The sequence below is a fragment of the Siminovitchia sp. FSL H7-0308 genome (genome assembly GCF_037980985.1).
Classification (GTDB): domain Bacteria; phylum Bacillota; class Bacilli; order Bacillales; family Bacillaceae_C; genus Siminovitchia; species Siminovitchia thermophila.
The window spans coordinates 4,346,659-4,364,204 of the sequence record NZ_CP150282.1; the positions used below are offsets into that span (position 1 = coordinate 4,346,659).

13 protein-coding genes and 1 pseudogene are annotated in these 17,546 nt (G+C 39.5%); 6 read left to right on the forward strand and 8 right to left on the reverse strand.

Translation table 11 applies throughout. The features are described from left to right. Positions 1-67: 67 nt before the first annotated feature. Both trpB and MHB50_RS20370 read right to left on the reverse strand, forming a co-directional pair. Positions 68-1,228 carry a tryptophan synthase subunit beta gene (gene trpB / locus MHB50_RS20365; protein WP_340084622.1) on the reverse strand — a complete coding sequence of 387 codons (1,161 nt, stop codon included), beginning with the start codon at positions 1,226-1,228 and terminating at the stop codon, positions 68-70. A gap of 234 nt (positions 1,229-1,462) precedes the next feature. Then, the gene (locus MHB50_RS20370; RefSeq protein ID WP_340084623.1) at positions 1,463-2,245 is read right to left on the reverse strand and encodes an HAD family hydrolase; all 783 of its coding nucleotides are present in this window, start codon (positions 2,243-2,245) and stop codon (positions 1,463-1,465) included. Positions 2,246-3,069: 824 nt separating this feature from the next. Here MHB50_RS20370 and dpsA point away from each other — a divergent pair. Then, positions 3,070-3,948, forward strand: coding sequence for a dipicolinate synthase subunit DpsA (gene dpsA, locus MHB50_RS20375; RefSeq protein ID WP_139345669.1), 879 nt, complete (start codon positions 3,070-3,072; stop codon positions 3,946-3,948). Between the two features lie 420 nt (positions 3,949-4,368). Here the strand turns inward: dpsA and MHB50_RS20380 are convergent. Next, positions 4,369-4,912, reverse strand: a pseudogene (locus MHB50_RS20380) (O-methyltransferase); the annotation flags it as partial. Between the two features lie 69 nt (positions 4,913-4,981). Further along, positions 4,982-5,818 carry a TetR/AcrR family transcriptional regulator gene (locus MHB50_RS20385; protein ID WP_340084624.1) on the reverse strand — a complete coding sequence of 279 codons (837 nt, stop codon included), beginning with the start codon at positions 5,816-5,818 and terminating at the stop codon, positions 4,982-4,984. Between the two features lie 95 nt (positions 5,819-5,913). Between MHB50_RS20385 and MHB50_RS20390 the strand changes: the two genes are divergently transcribed. Next, entirely contained in the window at positions 5,914-8,997 is a 3,084-nt protein-coding gene (locus MHB50_RS20390) for an efflux RND transporter permease subunit (RefSeq protein ID WP_339160706.1), read from the forward strand. A gap of 153 nt (positions 8,998-9,150) precedes the next feature. On the opposite strand, the gene MHB50_RS20395 is transcribed toward MHB50_RS20390, so the two are convergent. The 4 genes from MHB50_RS20395 to MHB50_RS20410 all read right to left on the reverse strand — a co-directional run bounded on the left by MHB50_RS20395 (position 9,151) and on the right by MHB50_RS20410 (position 12,914). Then, on the reverse strand, positions 9,151-10,239 hold the full coding sequence (locus MHB50_RS20395; protein ID WP_340084625.1) for a DegT/DnrJ/EryC1/StrS family aminotransferase: 1,089 nt from the start codon (positions 10,237-10,239) through the stop codon (positions 9,151-9,153). Then, entirely contained in the window at positions 10,223-10,783 is a 561-nt protein-coding gene (locus tag MHB50_RS20400; protein WP_340084626.1) for an acyltransferase, read from the reverse strand. Before MHB50_RS20400 ends, MHB50_RS20395 begins: the two co-directional genes overlap by 17 nt. A 23-nt stretch (positions 10,784-10,806) precedes the next feature. Next, the gene (locus MHB50_RS20405; RefSeq protein WP_340084627.1) at positions 10,807-11,781 is read right to left on the reverse strand and encodes an NAD-dependent epimerase/dehydratase family protein; all 975 of its coding nucleotides are present in this window, start codon (positions 11,779-11,781) and stop codon (positions 10,807-10,809) included. A gap of 92 nt (positions 11,782-11,873) precedes the next feature. Next, positions 11,874-12,914: a glycosyltransferase gene (locus MHB50_RS20410; RefSeq protein WP_340084628.1), complete on the reverse strand. Its 1,041-nt coding sequence runs from the start codon at positions 12,912-12,914 to the stop codon at positions 11,874-11,876. Positions 12,915-14,199: 1,285 nt separating this feature from the next. Between MHB50_RS20410 and MHB50_RS20415 the strand changes: the two genes are divergently transcribed. The 4 genes from MHB50_RS20415 to MHB50_RS20430 all read left to right on the forward strand — a co-directional run bounded on the left by MHB50_RS20415 (position 14,200) and on the right by MHB50_RS20430 (position 17,189). Next, a complete protein-coding gene (locus MHB50_RS20415) occupies positions 14,200-14,424 on the forward strand; it encodes a helix-turn-helix transcriptional regulator (RefSeq protein ID WP_340084629.1) in 225 nt (74 codons plus the stop codon). Further along, the gene (locus MHB50_RS20420) at positions 14,421-14,843 is read left to right on the forward strand and encodes a hypothetical protein (protein ID WP_340084630.1); all 423 of its coding nucleotides are present in this window, start codon (positions 14,421-14,423) and stop codon (positions 14,841-14,843) included. The genes MHB50_RS20415 and MHB50_RS20420 overlap by 4 nt, the downstream gene beginning before the upstream one ends. Positions 14,844-15,321: 478 nt before the next feature. After that, positions 15,322-16,248 (forward strand): ABC transporter ATP-binding protein, encoded by a 927-nt coding sequence (locus tag MHB50_RS20425; RefSeq protein WP_340084631.1) that lies wholly within the window; start codon positions 15,322-15,324, stop codon positions 16,246-16,248. Further along, complete coding sequence (locus tag MHB50_RS20430; protein WP_340084632.1) at positions 16,245-17,189, forward strand: ABC transporter permease subunit; 945 nt, start codon at positions 16,245-16,247, stop codon at positions 17,187-17,189. Before MHB50_RS20425 ends, MHB50_RS20430 begins: the two co-directional genes overlap by 4 nt. Positions 17,190-17,546 lie beyond the last annotated feature (357 nt).

The following is a 17,546-nucleotide window of genomic DNA, read 5'->3' on the forward strand; positions in this document are numbered from 1 at the left end:
TTTACAGCATTCTTGGGTTTTATTTTTTTGATTTTCAAGCTCTAATATTACTTTTCGGACAGCTCTATTATTTTGTCTCCATTTCAAACACTTGCTGGACGTCTTTGTCGCCCCGGCCGGATAAGTTTACGATAATGATATCATTTTGATCCAGTGTAGGGGCAAATTTGGTCGTATAGGCGATGGCGTGCGCACTTTCCAGTGCCGGGATGATGCCTTCAACTTTTGACAATAATTTGAAGGCTTCCAGCACTTCATCGTTGGAAACTGTGTAATATTCCGCTCTGCCTGATTCTTTTAAGTAGCTGTGTTCAGGGCCGATTCCCGGATAATCCAATCCCGCAGCGATGGAATAGGTTGGCTGTGGGTTGCCGTTTTCATCTATTAAGGCGAGACATTTGAATCCATGGAGCTCGGCAGGCACGCCTTTCGTCAAGGAAGGAGCTTGGTCAGGCTCGATCCCGATCAGACGTACATCTTGTTCGTCTATATAATGGGCAAATGCGCCTATTGCGTTGCTCCCCCCGCCTGTACAAGCGACAACCGCGGTAGGCAGTTTTCCTTCTTTTTCCAGAATTTGTTTCTTAGACTCTTCACTGATGATGGCTTGAAAATGTTTTACAATCGTTGGATAAGGATGTGGACCGACCGCTGATCCAAGTAAATAGAATGTATGGTCATAGTTTTGTACCAAATCGTTCAATGCTTCATCAACTGCATCTTTTAAACGACCCTGGCCTTTATCCACCGCGACAACCTTTGCGCCCAATAACTCCATTCTGAATACATTCAGCGCCTGTCTTCTCGTATCCTCCGCTCCCATATAAATGACGCAATCCATCCCGAACATCGCACAGGCGGTAGCAGTGGCCACTCCGTGCTGTCCCGCCCCGGTTTCGGCGATAATCCGCTTGACGCCCATTCGTTTCGCAAGCAAAATTTGCCCGATGGCGTTATTGATTTTATGGGCTCCTGTATGGTTTAAATCTTCCCGCTTTAAATAAATTTTTGCCCCGCCAAGTTTGTCCGTCAAATTTTTAGCGAAAGTGAGCGGATTTTCTCTGCCCACATATTCTTTTACATAATAGGCAAACTCTCTATTAAATTCTTCATCATTTTTGTACTTCTCGAATTGCTCCTCCAACTGGTCCATTACTTTCTGTAAGTCAGGAGGAACGAAACTTCCGCCAAACTGGCCGAAATAACCTTTTTGCTTCACTGTGCTCATCTTGTCTCAACTCTCCTCATAAATATAACATTTATATAAATAGTAACAGGTAAAGAATTCATTGTACATACTTCCCGGTTCCGTTTCACACTATTTTGTCAATAACTATCTAGCGCTAACATATGGAAAACAAATCCCTATAAGTTTCGTTTTACCGGAAAAAAAGATTTCAAACAATGCCTAAACGTTGTTTGAAATCTTTCTGAAGCTGGTCGGTATTTGTAAAGAAGGTATTTATAAATCTTTTAAAACATCATAAACATTCGTCAGTCGCTGAATCTCAAAGGAAGGCACGACCTCATTCCGTTCTTTTTGCTCGCGGTTGATCCAGACAGATTTGATTCCTGCGCGATTTGCTCCCAAAATATCTGTGTTTAAGTTGTCGCCTACCATGATGGCCTCATCATTATGCAAGGACATTAGTGACAGAGCATGCTCAAAGATTCCTTTATCAGGTTTCCCTTTCCCATAATCGCCAGAAATGATAATTTCCTCAAAGTATGGTCTCAATTCTGGGGTGATGGTCAATTTTATGTTTTGCAAGCTTGGTGATCCATTGGTAATCAGCACGAGCCGATAATCTTTTGTAAGTGTATCTAACACTTGAAATGTATCGTCATAAACAAACGGGACTTTCCGGCGGTTTTTGGGAAAAAGTTCTCCCAGTTCAGACCCCAAATCCGGATCATCTATACCCAATTGTTTCAAACCGAGTGTCCATGCGTCTTTTCGATATGTGGGAACAATGTTGCTTAATTTTTGAAAGTCTGCTGTTTCATCCTTAAACTCTCCCCATAACCCTTCAAAAGGATTGATCCCGATCATTTGGGTAAACGGATATGTTTCATAAGAAGAGTATAGCGCTCTCGCACTCTCGCGAACCGCTTGTTCCAAATGCTCCGGGTCTAATCCACAGCGTTCTTCAGCCGTTTTACATGTCGCGGCAAAAGCCTCTTTCACACTTTTTTGATCCCATAACAGGGTATCATCTAAATCGAAAAAAATAGCCTTGATCATGATATTCCTCACTTTTATTTTTTCATTCACCACTAATCTCATTGTACCTATAAAGCAGGCCAAATTCTAGTCCCGGAACAAAGCAGCCGCAACGCTTTTTCCATATGTTTCATCTTTAGGCCGGACAAAAATATGGTTGGAGCTGAATGTTACCAAATAGTCAAGGTTATAAATTATACAATATAAAGCTTTTTATCCTATGGATTTATATTTTATATAAATGATAGGTGTGTTTTTGGAGGTTTTTATTCAATTGCTGATTTGGAAAAGCGGGTATCTGAAGGAAAGTTTTGTGAAGATTTATATTATCGATTGAACGTTCTCTGCTTCGAAGTGCCATCTTTACGACAAAGAAAGCAAGATATACCATTATTGGTAGAAGATTTTGATGAACAGGATCGAGGAAAGAGTCGGATTTTACCCAATGCAGCTTACAAGCAAAGGAATGTCCATTTTATCCACATATGATTGGCCCGGGACATTCGGGAATTGGAAAACGTGTTAGAAAGATTCATGAACGAGAGTACTTCATCCGTTATTCCGGATTTATTAGTGATGAAGCAGATGCAAACATTACCGGGGTCTTCTTCCCAGAATAAAATAGTTCTTTGCCATCCTTGGCTTCTACTTCACTTCTGCCTTTAAAGGTTGTGGATTAAAAAAACATTACATTACTATGGCAGTTCGTTGGAAAGTAAAAAGCAGGCAGCCCGCTCTTTGGGAATCTCGATTTCAACGCTTTATAACAAGATAGAGATTATCAACTAGAATAGTTATTTTATATAGAAACAAGCTAAATATGGAACGGAAAGGCGGTATTATTGGTGGAAAAGCATTTGTCTCTGTTGATTATGGGTGGTGATCAGCGCTATGTTGAAGTCATTAATCAATTAGCTTCCAAAGGGATCGATATATTTGTAGCCGGATTCGACCAATTGATCTTCTCTCATTCCAACATACATAATGAAAAGCTGGATCAAGTCGACTTTAGGCGAATTGATGCCATTTTGCTTCCTTTGGGCGGAACGAATGCCCGCGGTGAAGTAGAGGCCGTCTATTCGGAGAAATCTTTGAACGTGTCGCCCGATATGTTAAAAAAGACTCCTGAACATTGCATTGTGTATACGGGGATTTCAAATGAATATTTAGACCGTATTGTGAAGCAAGCTGATCGCAAGCTTGTCCGTTTAATGGACCGTCACGATGTTGCTATTTTAAATTCCATTCCTACAGCCGAGGCCGTATTAAACATTGCCATAGAAGAAACAGACTATACGATTCACGGTTCTCATGTGATGGTGCTGGGATTTGGCAGAACGGGTGTTACTTTGGCAAGGCTATTCTCCGCTGTCGGGGCGCAAGTGAGTGTGGCCGCAAGAAAGGATGCCGATCTAGCCCGCATCACTGAAATGGGGCTGCGTCCGGTTCACTTTGACCATTTAGCCGATTATATTGCTAAAACCGATATTTGTATCAATACAATTCCCCAACAGATTTTGGAAGCGGCGATCCTTTCAAAAATGAACCCGGCGGCTCTGATCATTGACATAGCCTCCAAACCAGGGGGAACGGACTTTGCATTTGCAGAAAAGAAAGGCTTAAAGACCATCCACGCTCTTGGGCTTCCAGGGAAAACGGCTCCAAAGACAGCCGGAAAAATAATTGGCACTATATTAGACAGGCTATTAACACAGTCGTCCTAAATATGCTTGCCGCCTAATGGTGGCAGATATTATATATTGCCGTTAAATTTCATATCCTATCGGCAAGCAACGGCCCCCCGGAAAGACAGCCGGGCACAGGCTGTATGAGCAAAGATCGCGGATGTATATCGAGAGAAATTCAAAGACGGCGGGTCTTTTTAAGCAGGCAAGATGGCAATTCACAGCATTCTGATACAATTGTTTTCTTATTTCTTTACTTTTGAAACGGTCATCCCATCCCCAATTGGAATAAGCAGAGAACCAAAGTTTATCCCGCATGTAAGGTGCCATACACACCACATCAAGACCTGAGTTGATACAAAAGGTCTAAGTGGGAGAAAACGGCATCTACATGCCCGAATTCGTTCAACTAACATTCAGTAGGAGATGGAAGAAAACGCCTACTGAATGAAGTTTCACTTTATTAAATTTTTCCATGAATTCAGTATAACGCTTTGCTTTAGCTCCCGGATCTGCTACACTGCCGCCCGCAAGTACGTTATCAGCGACGATCAAAGCATCTGGTTCTGCCAGTCTGATGCATATTTCAAGTAGTTTTTATAATTAACTTTATCTGCATCCATAAAGAAAAAATCAAATCGCTTCTGATCGACACGAGTTTTTCAAGGCTGGTCCTGTCATACAGGATACTTGATCGCCAAAGCCGGCTTTAGATAGATTGCTGTGTGCCAACTCAGCGTATCTCTCCTCAAGTTCAAGGGAGGTTAATGTTCCATCTGTACCGAATCCCCTGGCAAGGCAAATCCCGCTATATCCTCCAAGGGCTCCTATTTCCAAAATGTTTTTAGCCCCGGAAATGGATATGAGCATGGTTAAAAGCTTTCCGGAGGAGGAGGGATACTGTCGAGGGCAGTCCGTTTTCTTTTATGGATGAAATCACTTCCACCAAAAGAAGATTTTGGTGATAAAAGACTGAATCGATATAACGGTTAATTTGCTTCATGACATTCCATTCATTTCTGATGTTTTTCAAAGGTACTTACGATCCGAAACAGAAGTTTCTGCATTTCCGTCATGTTTGAAGCCCCCAATAATGGCGGAGCAAATAAGCTATCATTTTACAAGGAGGATGATGTCGAATATTTTCCAGCAAGCCCTTCACGATGGCAGGGCTGAAATTCGGCTCCAATAAATGTTCTTTTAACAAGCTTAACGATTCTTTTTCAATCGAATCTTCCATTTCTTCGATTTTTTCTTCCATCATTTCAAGGAGCTGTTCCTTTGTTATATTTTCATTTGTCGGACTTTTTAATGTTTGAAGCAGTTCTTGCGAAATAAAAGGGATGGTTGTGTATTTAGCGAGTATATTTGTTTTCTCGACGAGTGATTGGGCCAATAGTTTTACATCGAACGGCGCATCACCAAATAAAAGAAGTTGGGAATAAGTATTGATGAGTCCTTTGACACAATAGATAAGATCATATTTTGACTTTTTGATTGTTTCACCATAGTTCCGTTCCAGCAAGGTTAAAATCATTTTCTCGAATGATACTTCATAGGCATACATTTTATTCATAAATGTATCGTTAATTGTGAGTATTTGCTCTTTCAGGAGCAGTTTGGCAAAGTCATGATGTTTTTGAAAAGAATGGAACAACGTCTCATAAAATTCATATAAAAGAGCGGGATTTTTCGTGTTTTTGACCAGATAGTCAATATCTGATAAAATTTTCCTCAAAAAGTGATCAAGTAAAGCCAATATTAATTCATTTTTTGACTTGAATGATAGGTAAAATGCTCCTTTGGAAATGCCGCAATGTTCTGTTATTTGTTGAACTGATGTGGCCTCAAATCCTTGCTTCGCAAAAAGCTCCAATGCCTTTTCCATAATTAATTGTTTTTTCATCATAAAGCGATCGCTCCCAGGTATTTATTGACAAATGACCAATCAGTCATTATTATAAATAAATGTAAGAAAATAGTCAATTTAGGGCAGGTGGGATAGTGAAAGGGTTAGTCAATTTTGTCTTAAAGAACAAACTTGCTGTATGGCTGCTCACGATTATCATTACGGTATCAGGCATTTATTCAGGGACTCGAATGAAAACAGAGACGATTCCCGATATTTCCATTCCGTTCTTGATGGTTACGGGGGTATATCCCGGGGCTACTCCTGAACAGGTGATGGAAGATGTCTCCATTCCGATAGAAAAAGCAGCGGAAAACCTCGAACATGTAAAAGCTGTTTATTCCAGTTCCTATTCAAATATGGCGAGTATCGAGCTGGAATATGAATACGGCACTGATATGGATGAGGCAAATCGCGAATTAAAATCAGTGTTGGATAATCTGGAATTTCCAGAAGAGGTAGAGAAACCGACAACATCTGCGATCAGCATGAATATGATGCCGATTATGGCTCTTAGTATCAGCAGTTCGAAAGATGATATTGTTGAATTAACATCAACAGTAGAGGAAAGTTTGCTGCCGAAAATTGAAAAACTAGATGGTGTTGCTTCAGCCACCATTACCGGCCAGCATATTGAAGAAGTGGACCTTATATATGATCAAACGAAAATGAGTCAATTCGGTTTGACGGAAGATAAGGTCAAGGAAATGATTCAAGCCAGTAACATGGCAGTTTCATTGGGACTATATGAGTTTAAAGAAGGCGAGCAGGCTGTAGCGATTGATGGCAAATTTATGACCATTGACGAGCTAAAGGAAATGTTGATTCCTGTTACGCCCACACCTTCCAATTCATCACCATTTGTAAAGCTTGGCGATATTGCGGAAATCAAGACAGTCGGAAAGGTTGAATCGGTTTCCCGGACAAACGGAAAAGATGCCATAGCCATCCAAATTGTCAAAGATCAGCAGGCAAACACCGTTGATGTCGTTAATAAGGTCAAGAAGTTAGTCAAAGAGGAAAAATCGAAGTATGAGAATCTTGTGATTGATACAACGCTTGACCAGGGAGAACCAATTGAAGAATCCGTGGCAACGATGATTGAAAAGGCGTTATTTGGCGGATTAATTGCTGTATTGATTATTCTTCTCTTCCTAAGGGACTTCAAATCAACACTCATTTCCATTATCTCCATTCCGGTTTCTATTTTCATGGCATTGTTGCTATTAAATTGGATGGATATCACATTAAATATTATGACGCTTGGGGCGGTCACCGTAGCAATTGGGCGAGTCATCGATGACTCGATTGTTGTTGTGGAAAATATATACCGTCGCTTGCATTTAAAAGAAGAAACATTAACAGGCCGTGCTCTTATACGTGAAGCGACAATTGAAATGTTCAAGCCGATTTTGTCCTCAACATTAGTGACGATTGCTGTATTTGCACCGATGATTTTTGTCGGCGGCATGGTCGGTGAATTGTTTATGCCATTCGCCTTAACGATGGCGTTTGCGCTGGGAGCTTCATTACTTGTGGCGATTACGATCGTTCCGGCTTTGTCGCATTTCTTATTTAAAAAGAAATTATACGGTGAAAAAACGGAAACGAGCCACAAAGGGCCAGGCAAGTTGGCAAATGGGTATAGAAACTTTCTTGAAAAAGTGCTCAACCATAAAATCATAGCATCAGTGTTGGCGACCCTCTTACTGGTGGGCAGTTTGGCGCTAACGCCACTCATCGGTTTCAGCTTTATGGGAAGCGAAGAAGAAAAGGTAATGTACTTAACGTACACACCAAAAGCGGGAGAGCTTCAAGACAAGACATTAGAAAATGTAAGAGAGCTTGAAGAGAAAATGCTGAAACGCGAGGATATTGATATTGTTCAAGTGTCCATTACGGAAGCTGGCGACGAGACGGCAATGATGATGGGCGGCGGCTCAGGCGGCGCCTTAATGTACCTGATTTTTGATGAGGAAATGGAAGACTTCCCGGAAGCAAGGGAGGAAATAGAAAAGTATGTAACATCACTTGACCAATCAGGCACATGGAAAAGCCAGAATTTCTCTTCGGGATCAGGAGCTACCAATGAAGTAAGCTACACTCTTTACAGTGAAGATTTAAATAAACTGAATGAATCTGTAAAACAGGTAGAGGACATCATGAAAAAACATGATGGATTAAAAGATGTTTCGTCCTCTGATGAAGAGGCTTATGTTGAATATACATTCCGAGTCGACCAGGCAGAATTACTGAATTATGGGTTGACAACAGGCCAACTTGTGATGATGCTAAGCCCGCAAAAAGCAAAAGATGTTTTAACGACGGTGGAAAAAGACGGGGATTCCTTAGATGTCATTGTTCAACAAGAGCAAGATGCTAAACCGGAATCGATCGATGAACTCCTGGATAAACAAGTACCGACTGCGCAAGGCAACACAGTGCCTCTTTCCGAACTTGTCAACGTGAAGAAAGGGACTACGTTTAATACGCTTGCACGCAGTAAAGGCGAGTATTATGCAACGGTTTCGGGGACAGTAAAAGGCCAAGATATTTCAAAAGTAACATCCAAGATTGGTAAAGAAGTAGATAATCTGGATTTACCTAAAGGCGTGACAGTCGGAGTTGCCGGTGTACAAGCCGATATGCAGGAGACTTTTACACAATTGGGTATGGCCATGGCAGCGGCAATTGCGATTGTGTATTTTATCCTTGTAGTTACTTTCCATGAAGGTGTCGCACCGTTTTCGATCTTGTTTTCATTACCGTTTACCGTCATCGGATCTTTGGTCGGGTTATTTATTGCCGGTGAAACGATTTCGGTCTCTGTTATGATGGGACTATTGATGCTGATCGGGATTGTTGTGACGAACGCCATCGTTCTGGTCGACCGGATCATCCGTATGGAGCGCTCCGGATTGACGATGCGCCAGGCGATATTAGAAGCCGGAGCAACTCGTCTTCGCCCAATTCTCATGACCGCCATCGCTACAATTGGCGCGTTAATCCCATTGGCACTGGGAAATGGCGGAGGCGGCCTAATCTCAAGAGATTTAGGGATTACCGTTATCGGTGGATTAACAAGTTCGACGTTGCTAACTTTAATAGTTGTACCAATCGTGTATGAAGTATTATCCAAGTTATTCAAGAAAAATCGTAGACAAATAGAAGAAAATTAAGAAATGCGGCCCTGAGAGCAGGTAGAGATTACTTGCTTGCAGGGCTTTATTGCAGTCCGCTAACCTGCGCACTAGAGTTCCACTTTAGGCAGAAGTAACAATCAGCTTTTCCTTTCATAACATCTTCCTTTTCAATTCCTATTTACAAGAAAGCTAGAGAAGATTCATGTAAGACTCAATTACTGCCGCGACTTCTTCCGCTTTTACTTGATCATGGCAAGGAAGGGCTAACGTATGTTCTTGTAAATAACGGGCATTTTGCTTCGTTTGTCCGTACTTGCGCTGATAGTAACTCGTTGCACTTAAACAGTAGGTGCCAAAAGTGGATTCTATCTTGTGTTCGCGTAAATAGGCGATTAACGATCCAAGTTTAACCTGCTCCGGGATTTTAAAAACAGCAGACTGGACATTATGAATCACATTATCAGCAATCTTTTGGTTAGTAAAACCTAAAGGCTCCAAAAGCTGACGATATGTTTCCTTTAACTGGTTCCTTCTTTTAACAATTGAATCAAGCTTTTGTAACTGTTTCAAGCCCATAAGAGCTTGAATATCAGGCAGGCGATAATTGTAGCCGTAATCGACAAAATCTAATTGTCCGTTTGCCGGGACAGCACCATGATTTAACTTTCTTTCGAGCCAACTGCTCCAACGGTCACTATCTGTAACAATCGCTCCACCTTCCCCCGTAGTTAACAGTTTTCTTGGATGAAAGCTAAAACAAGTCAAATCGGCGATTTTTCCTGACTTGACGCCATTCTCACTGCTGCCTAGTGCACAGGCGGCATCATCAATTAATGGGAGCTGATAATGGTCACACATTTGTTTAATCTGATGAATCCCGGTTGGATTGCCGAGTGCGTCAACAAAAATAACGGCCTTCGTTTTCGGTGTTATTTGCTTCTCTAACTCTTCTGGCAGCATATTAAAAGTATCTAAATCGACATCAGCAAAGATTGGCTTTGCTCCAAGCTCTTCAACGACATTCGCGGTAGCTGGAAATGAAAAATCAGAAACAATGACTTCATCACCTGGCTGAATATTGACTAAGCGAAGGCAGGTCGAAAGGGCTGTTGTTCCAGATGTTGTTAAAAAACTATGGCGAGCACCGACATACTGTTTCAAGCTGTCAGTGAATTGTTGAACGAACGGCCCTTTCGTTAATATGCCGGAAGAAAAGATTTGTTCAAGCTCATGCTGAACCTCTTCAAAGCGAATGTACGGTTCAACTAATCGAATCATCTGTGTTCTTCTCCTTTTTAGACATTTGGCGATTTTTAATGACTTTTGCGGGAACGCCGACAGCAATACTGTAGGGAGGGATCGTTTTATTCACGAGGGCGTTTGCGCCAATTTTTGAGTTGGCTCCGATAGTAACGCCGCCAAGAATGGTCGCGCCGATACCGATATTACAGTTTTTTTCGATGATAATAGGTGAAGAAACGAGAGGAGAAAAGACAATGGCTTCATCAACATCATCTGGGTCAATGTGAAAAGAGGCCAACATTCGAACCGCGGGACCGATCCCGGCAAATTCGTTAATCTCGACCCCGCCAGCCCCATGGATAAAGCATTGCTGGCCGATCCAACTATTTGAAGCGATCCGCAATGTATCTTTGTAATAACCTTTAATAATCGTGTCATGGCCGATGTAAACATTGTCACCAAGATGAACATTTTCAGGATGGAAAATGCGCACGCCGTCTTCAATAATGACATGTTCACCACAGCTGCCAAGCTCGTCATATGAGAACGTTCCATCTCCTTCTGACTTCCACTTTTTCAACCGGTAAACCTCCAATCGCTTGATCATTTCAATTTCATACTGTTTGCTGTTCGCTGAATGCCTTCTTCCAAGTCTACTTTTGCTTCAAAACCAAGCAGTTTCTTTGCTTTTCTCACCTGAGGAATGCGTAGTTCAATGTCAGCTGCCGTCCGCTTGTCATATTGAATGTTTGATTGAGAACCGAGGACACGGATGATCGTGTTCGCTAAACCATAAATCGTAATAATCGCCCGTTCATTACCGATATTAAAAGATTCTCCAACGGCCTCATCGACGGTTAAACAGCGAAGAATCCCATCGACCATATCGTCCACATAACACCAGGCTCGAATTTGGGTGCCATCACCATGAATCGTGATTGGTTCATTTTTTAGGGCTTGCTGAACCATTGTTTTAATGGCGCCCTCGCCAACCTGCCCCGGCCCATAAACATTAAAGGGGCGAACAGCTACAGTGGGTAACTGGTACTGCTTGAAATAAGAATAAGCAAGATGCTCCACGGCTAGTTTGCTGACAGCATAGGTCCATCTTGCTTCTCCGACAGCTCCTAAAATGGTGTGAGTCGTTTCGGTTGAGCGGAACGCTACTTGGCCAAACACTTCACTTGTGCTAAAACAGATCACACGTTTTAAATTAGGGAGGGAAGCGGCTGCTTCCAGAACGTTGGCGGAGCCGATCATATTGACTTGCATCGTTTTAACAGGATTTTTAATGACAGTGTCAATCCCGGCAATACCAGCAGCGTGGACGATGTAATTGGCCCCTTCCACTGCTTGTTTCAATGCTTTCAGATCAAGAACATCACCGGTTATCGTTTGTAAATTTGGATGATCTTTATATGGTTTACACTTTAATGCGTTTCGGGAAAAATTATCGAAAATCGTTACTTTGTTGTGATCAATTAATTTTTCAATGAGCGCTGATCCGATAAATCCGGCTCCACCTGTTACGAAAATATGTTGATCTATTATTGGTGCGGGCTTTAAGTCATTATTCATGTTGTCACCTGCTTGCTTATGTTTTTCGCTTGACTTTATTATTTTATGAAAAGAATGGATGGAGAAGAACGATGAATCGTGAAAAGGGCTGCCTATCCTTTTTCAGAATCGATGATTGCTTCATAGATCTTAAGAAGTTTAGCACTGTTTTTGAGATAGTCATGGTGCGCCTCCACGTATTCTCTTCCTTTCCTTCCTATTTCAGGAAAGGAATCCTGGTTATTTAAAAGAAAGCGCAGCTTTTCAACTAAGGTATCGGGGTTGGCTGAGATAAGCGGTAATGTTTTTGGATAATAAGAAGCCATGAAGTCACTAATATAACAAATCACCGGTTTCCCTAGCGCCATCGCTTCAATCGCAAATAAGCCGTAGCTCCCTAAATGAAGCTGATCGATAATCAAATCGGCCTTTTCATAAATTTTTTTAGCCTCTAGATGATTCATGCGTTGAACTAATTGGAAATCGAATGCGAATTCAGTCCGTAATTGTTCAATGGCTTGTAAAATATAAACAGTTCCTTTGATTTGCGGGTTGGTTGGAGCATGAACGATAAGTGGTCGTGCTTTCTTTTCCAAAATAGTTGGTGCATATTCGGATAGATCGATCATTTGTGGTACAAAAAAAACGTGCTGATAGTAAGGCTTGACATAGTAATGCATTTCATGATCTGGAGCAATGCAATATGGAATGTTTTCAGCGAGAAACTCCAGTTTACGGGAAATCCAGTCGTCATTGTTCATTTTTACTTTCGCATAGCGATTAATTTGCAATGCCTTATTTAAGGAACGAACTTCACTCCCCCAATGCTCCATAATGATTGGTTTCTCAGCAGTTCTAAGTTGTTCCAAGTCGGAATGGTCAGTTAGTAAACTCGTCGAAAAATGAAAATGGAATAGATCGAACTCGGGAATGAGCTGATTTTGAATATAGTTTACTTTGTCGCTGCTTTCTACTTTTTTCCAATCCTTTATTTCATACTCAGAATGATAGCCTAAATAACTATGATAATTGTTAATGATTTTTGAGGTGGCTCCGTTTTTTTCTAATCCCTTGGAAGATGTATGCAATTGATTGGCAATTTCCATCGTGCCTTGAAGTACTTTTAATCTCGATCCAACATCCGTTTCTTTCATAGCTTTTCTCCCATCCTTTGTTTTAAAGATAAGAAAGTTCAAGTATTTGTTGTCTAACGCCAGCGCCTATGCCTAGCAGTCTTTGAGGCGCAACCTATTCGACTGCGCGGTGGAGAATCGAGGGAACCCTTACACGAGGCCATCGCTTGCGCTTGCGATGGGGTCAATATCGGCTCTTTTCATTGTCATGTTTCCAGCTGCGAGTCCCAGGCGCGTGGATGAAGACAATCGCTGATGAAGGCTAAGGGCGCCTTTTTCAGCGATTGTCTCGCTTTACGCTGATTTCACTTCTTATCCTTATCTCATTGCGATTAGCTCCAGTTTGCACGTTGCTAAACCGGTGCATGTGTTTTGTTATATTGTATGAAACAAACATCCGGAGGATATAGGCAAGAGAAACAAGGGGAGATTTTGTATCGAGCAGGAGAATGGGAAAGAAGAGTGGAGTAAATAGGATGGAATCAGTTACATCCTTTAAATCCGTGATGAGCCAAGTATGGCGGAATGTTGCCTCATCATACATTGGTTTACTCTCCAAGGTAAGTGCTTGGTGCTATTAAAAACTTTCCGGGAAGAAGCCTTGAAGGCCAAAAAAGTCTCTTTCCAGCCAATGTGTTGAACGGAAGGGGTGAATGCAAGTTCAAATTCGGAGTTCAGCTCTTTTGTCTATTTCACATTTCATTTCAGAAACATTATTAATATTTTGAAATTGCTATTTATTGCCATAAGTTACAATTGATAAAAATGAACAAAAAACTATAATCAAACATGAGACGATTAGTTTAATGATTTCTTAAGAAAAATAAGGGGGGGTGTTACTTGCTGAAGAAAGTAAAAAATTTCGAAATGCTGTACTGGAACGGTAACGGTATTGAAAATGGGTAAAAGAAGCAGGTAAATCAATTTGGCGTTAAAATGAATTTATTGAAGATATTTCCGGATATGATTTTATTTCTTGGAAAAGTATATTCCTAGGAGAGGAGTATACTTTTTTTTATTTTAAACCACTAGTGTTGCAACTAGGTTGCATACGATAATTTCAGACACGTCTGAAAAAGAAAAAAACCTTTGTAAAGGACGGATAGGTGATAGCCTGCCCAAATCTACTACAAAGGAAATCCCTATGGACAAACATACGCTATTTACGTCAGTTTGGTAAATGGGCTGAAGCGATTACCTTTGAATTAATTGATGAAGAAGCAGCATCTGCAGGTAAACCATATCCATGGCCGAGTTTACTGCACGTTATGTATATGATAATATACATTAAAGAAGGTGATAAAAGATGGAGAAACCAATCGTTTATAACAATGTTAAAAAATATAGAATATTGAGGGATATGACACAACAAGAATTAGCAGACAAGGCTCTTGTTCATCGCCAAACTATAGTTTCCATAGAAAACAAAAGTTATACACCTTCAATTGCTGTAGCTTATGCGATTAGCATTGCATTAGAAAAAGATATAAAAGAAGTATTTTACATAAAAGAAGGGGGTGTGACTCAGTGAGCATATTAAGAATTCCGAAATTTATAAATATTTTGGTCAAATTACTGTTTATATTGCTTTTTACTTATGCCGCATTTAACTTTTTTGTTAACGGGGTATTATTTAAGGGGGTTCTGTTTTCAGCAGCGGTTATATTATCTGTCTATTGGTTGGCCAAAGAAACGTTTGTTGCTATTAAAAAGAAAAGCATATTTAAAAAAGAAGTGGTTTTAGATAAGTTTCTTATGGAGAGATTAAAAACATCATTAAGTTTATCTTATCTTTACTTAATTGTTCATTTAAGTATCTCTATGTTTTCGTCAGAAGCCAACAACCTTCTAGCATTTAAAGAATCAGCTACATTTGCATTGTTTGTGAGTTTTACTATATTTATGTTTTCTCAAGTATTTCAAGCATTTATTTATTATAGTAAAGAATAGGTTGATTAAATATGCATTTGTGCCACTTTATTATATGAGTTGAAAAACTCCAATAAATAGTAAGGTGTTTTTTTTATGAGTAAAATTGTAGCATTATCTGTTGCTCAAAAATCGGAAGTTTCAAAACGGATGGATGAACGTTTCGTTTAAACGGTAAAATCGGTTTGAATTTGAGGTTGTCAGACATTTTTATCAGATTTCTCCTACCGCAAACTTCTTTACGTAAAACCGCAATGAGGATTGCGGTGAAATTCGAAATAGATAGACTATAATATAATTAGAAAGGGAATGAGTCATAGTAACTGAAGCTGTAATTAGGCCTTGGGAAATGATTTTCTTGGCTTTGTGGTAAAAGGGGGTAGGGATTAGGCATAAAGATGGAGCCCCATGACACTTGATATATGTTTTTACAATTAAATAAATGGACATTTTAGAAATATAGCGATCAAAATGAGCATGAAAAGTTTAGGTGAATCAAATGGAAATTATGAAGGTGGAAGGGCTTACTAAAGTTATTAAAAAGAAAACACTCATTTATGATATTTCATTTTCTATTAAACAAGGTGAAGTTTTTGGATTTCTTGGACCCAATGGTGCTGGAAAGACAACTACGATTCGGATGTTAACGGGGATGATTAAGCCAACAAGTGGAAACATTTATATCAATGGCTGGAACATAGAAACAGACTTTTCCAAAGCAATGAGGCATATGGGAGGGATTGTGGAAAATCCCTCACTCTATTTGTATATGAGTGGTTGGGAAAATTTGAAGCAACGTGCTCGACTTTTAGATTCAAACCCGACAGACAAAGACTTGTCTGACATCGTTGAACTTATCGGCTTAAGCTCTCGCATTCATGAAAAAGCAGTTCATTTTTCACTTGGGATGAAGCAACGTTTAGGGATTGGGCTCGCACTTATCGGGCGGCCTAAAATGATCATTTTAGATGAGCCAATTAACGGTTTAGATCCACAGGGAATCATTGATGTTCGGAATCTTATCCAATACCTTTCACGAGAGAAAAATATTTCCGTTTTCATTTCCTCACATATTTTAAGTGAATTAGAACATGTATTAGATAGAGGAATCATCATTCATGAAGGAAAAAAAGTGACGGACATTGAAAAAAAAGATCTTCAAGAAGCTGATAAACATACGTATCAGATTGAATTTCAGACCGATCTAACGAAAGAAGAGATCGAAGCTATCTTTCATCTTCACAAGGTACAAATCATACATATGACAGACAGCCATATTCATTTTTCAACAAATACGAACGGCGCACAACAAATACTCTCAAGTTTCATTAATCGAAAAATAGTCATCACCCACTTTTTAAAAAAGGAAAAATCATTAGAGCGTATCTATTTAGAAGCAATTGGTTCTAAGGAGAAAAGTGTATGAAAGCAGCCATAAAAAATGAAATAATAAAGCTTTGGTTAAGAAAGAAAATTGTTGTTCTTTTAATAATTAGTATTGGAATGATGATTCTTTCGGCAACACTAAGCCACTTTGATTCAAAAGAAGTTAAAATGGCTTCCAATGAGATATATGAAATGGAAAAACAATCGCTCAAAAGTTTATATAGTAATAAAGAAATAGACTCTACATACATAGAACGTTCATTGGAAATCATCGATACAAAAATGGTTCACAATATACCTGCGGAAGGTTATCAAACAGGGGCAATGCTATTATTTGAAGAAATCACGGGAGGATTTTTTATTTCAATCATTTTACCTTTTGCAGTCATTATTTTGTGTAGCGATATGATTGTAGGCGAACAAACTACAGGAAGTTTAAAGTCGCTATTGTTTTCTCCCTTGGGAAGAGGCAGATTGTTATTCTCTAAGATTCTAGCAGTTTTTTTTGTTTTACTAGGCCTATCTATATTTTATTTTTTTCTGGAATACATCATAACAGGAACGCTTTATCGTTTCGGTGGATGGACTGATCAAATTGTGTTGACCCTTATAAACCCTGGTATTTACTCAGTGTGGCAAGGAATCGTATTAGGGTTTTTGCTTTTAATAATTTCAATGACTTTCTATATTTTATTAGCAATTTTCTTTTCTGTTATTTTTAATAATGTCATGAGTTCAATTTTAGGATTTATCACTTTTGTATTAATTCAGTATACTTCCCCGCTTTATATGGAAAAAATTCCTTATCTATATTACTCCGTTTTCCCTAACGTAAAATTAGCGCTGTTTTTGGAAGGGGAAGGAGCAACACAACCATATGGTGTGAGTCTTATTACGGCGATTGTCGTCATCGGACTTGCAATAGTATTATTATTATATCTATCAATGGTGATTTTTAAGAAAAGAGATATATTTGTGTAAAACTTTTTATGATCAAAAACGATAAAGGAAGTAGTGTATGGATTGTGTAAGTGATTGGAATAAGGTGTCCAATAATTTTATAAAAGGAAAAAGGATTGAATACTCGCTTATTTTCGTTGCGACTTTTCTTGTTACGTTTATCTTGTACCTATTTTCATTTCATAAGTTTATAAACAGCATGTTGATTTACATAATGATTTTCATTACGGTCTTTTTTTTCATAAGCTTGCTAAGGTTAAAAAGACTTTATCACTCCATTTCATTTAAATGCTCAAATAAATTGATTTTCTATCAATCTGGCATTGTTATAAAAAATAAAGTCATTATTCCTTGCCGTAAAGTGTATCAAACAAAAAT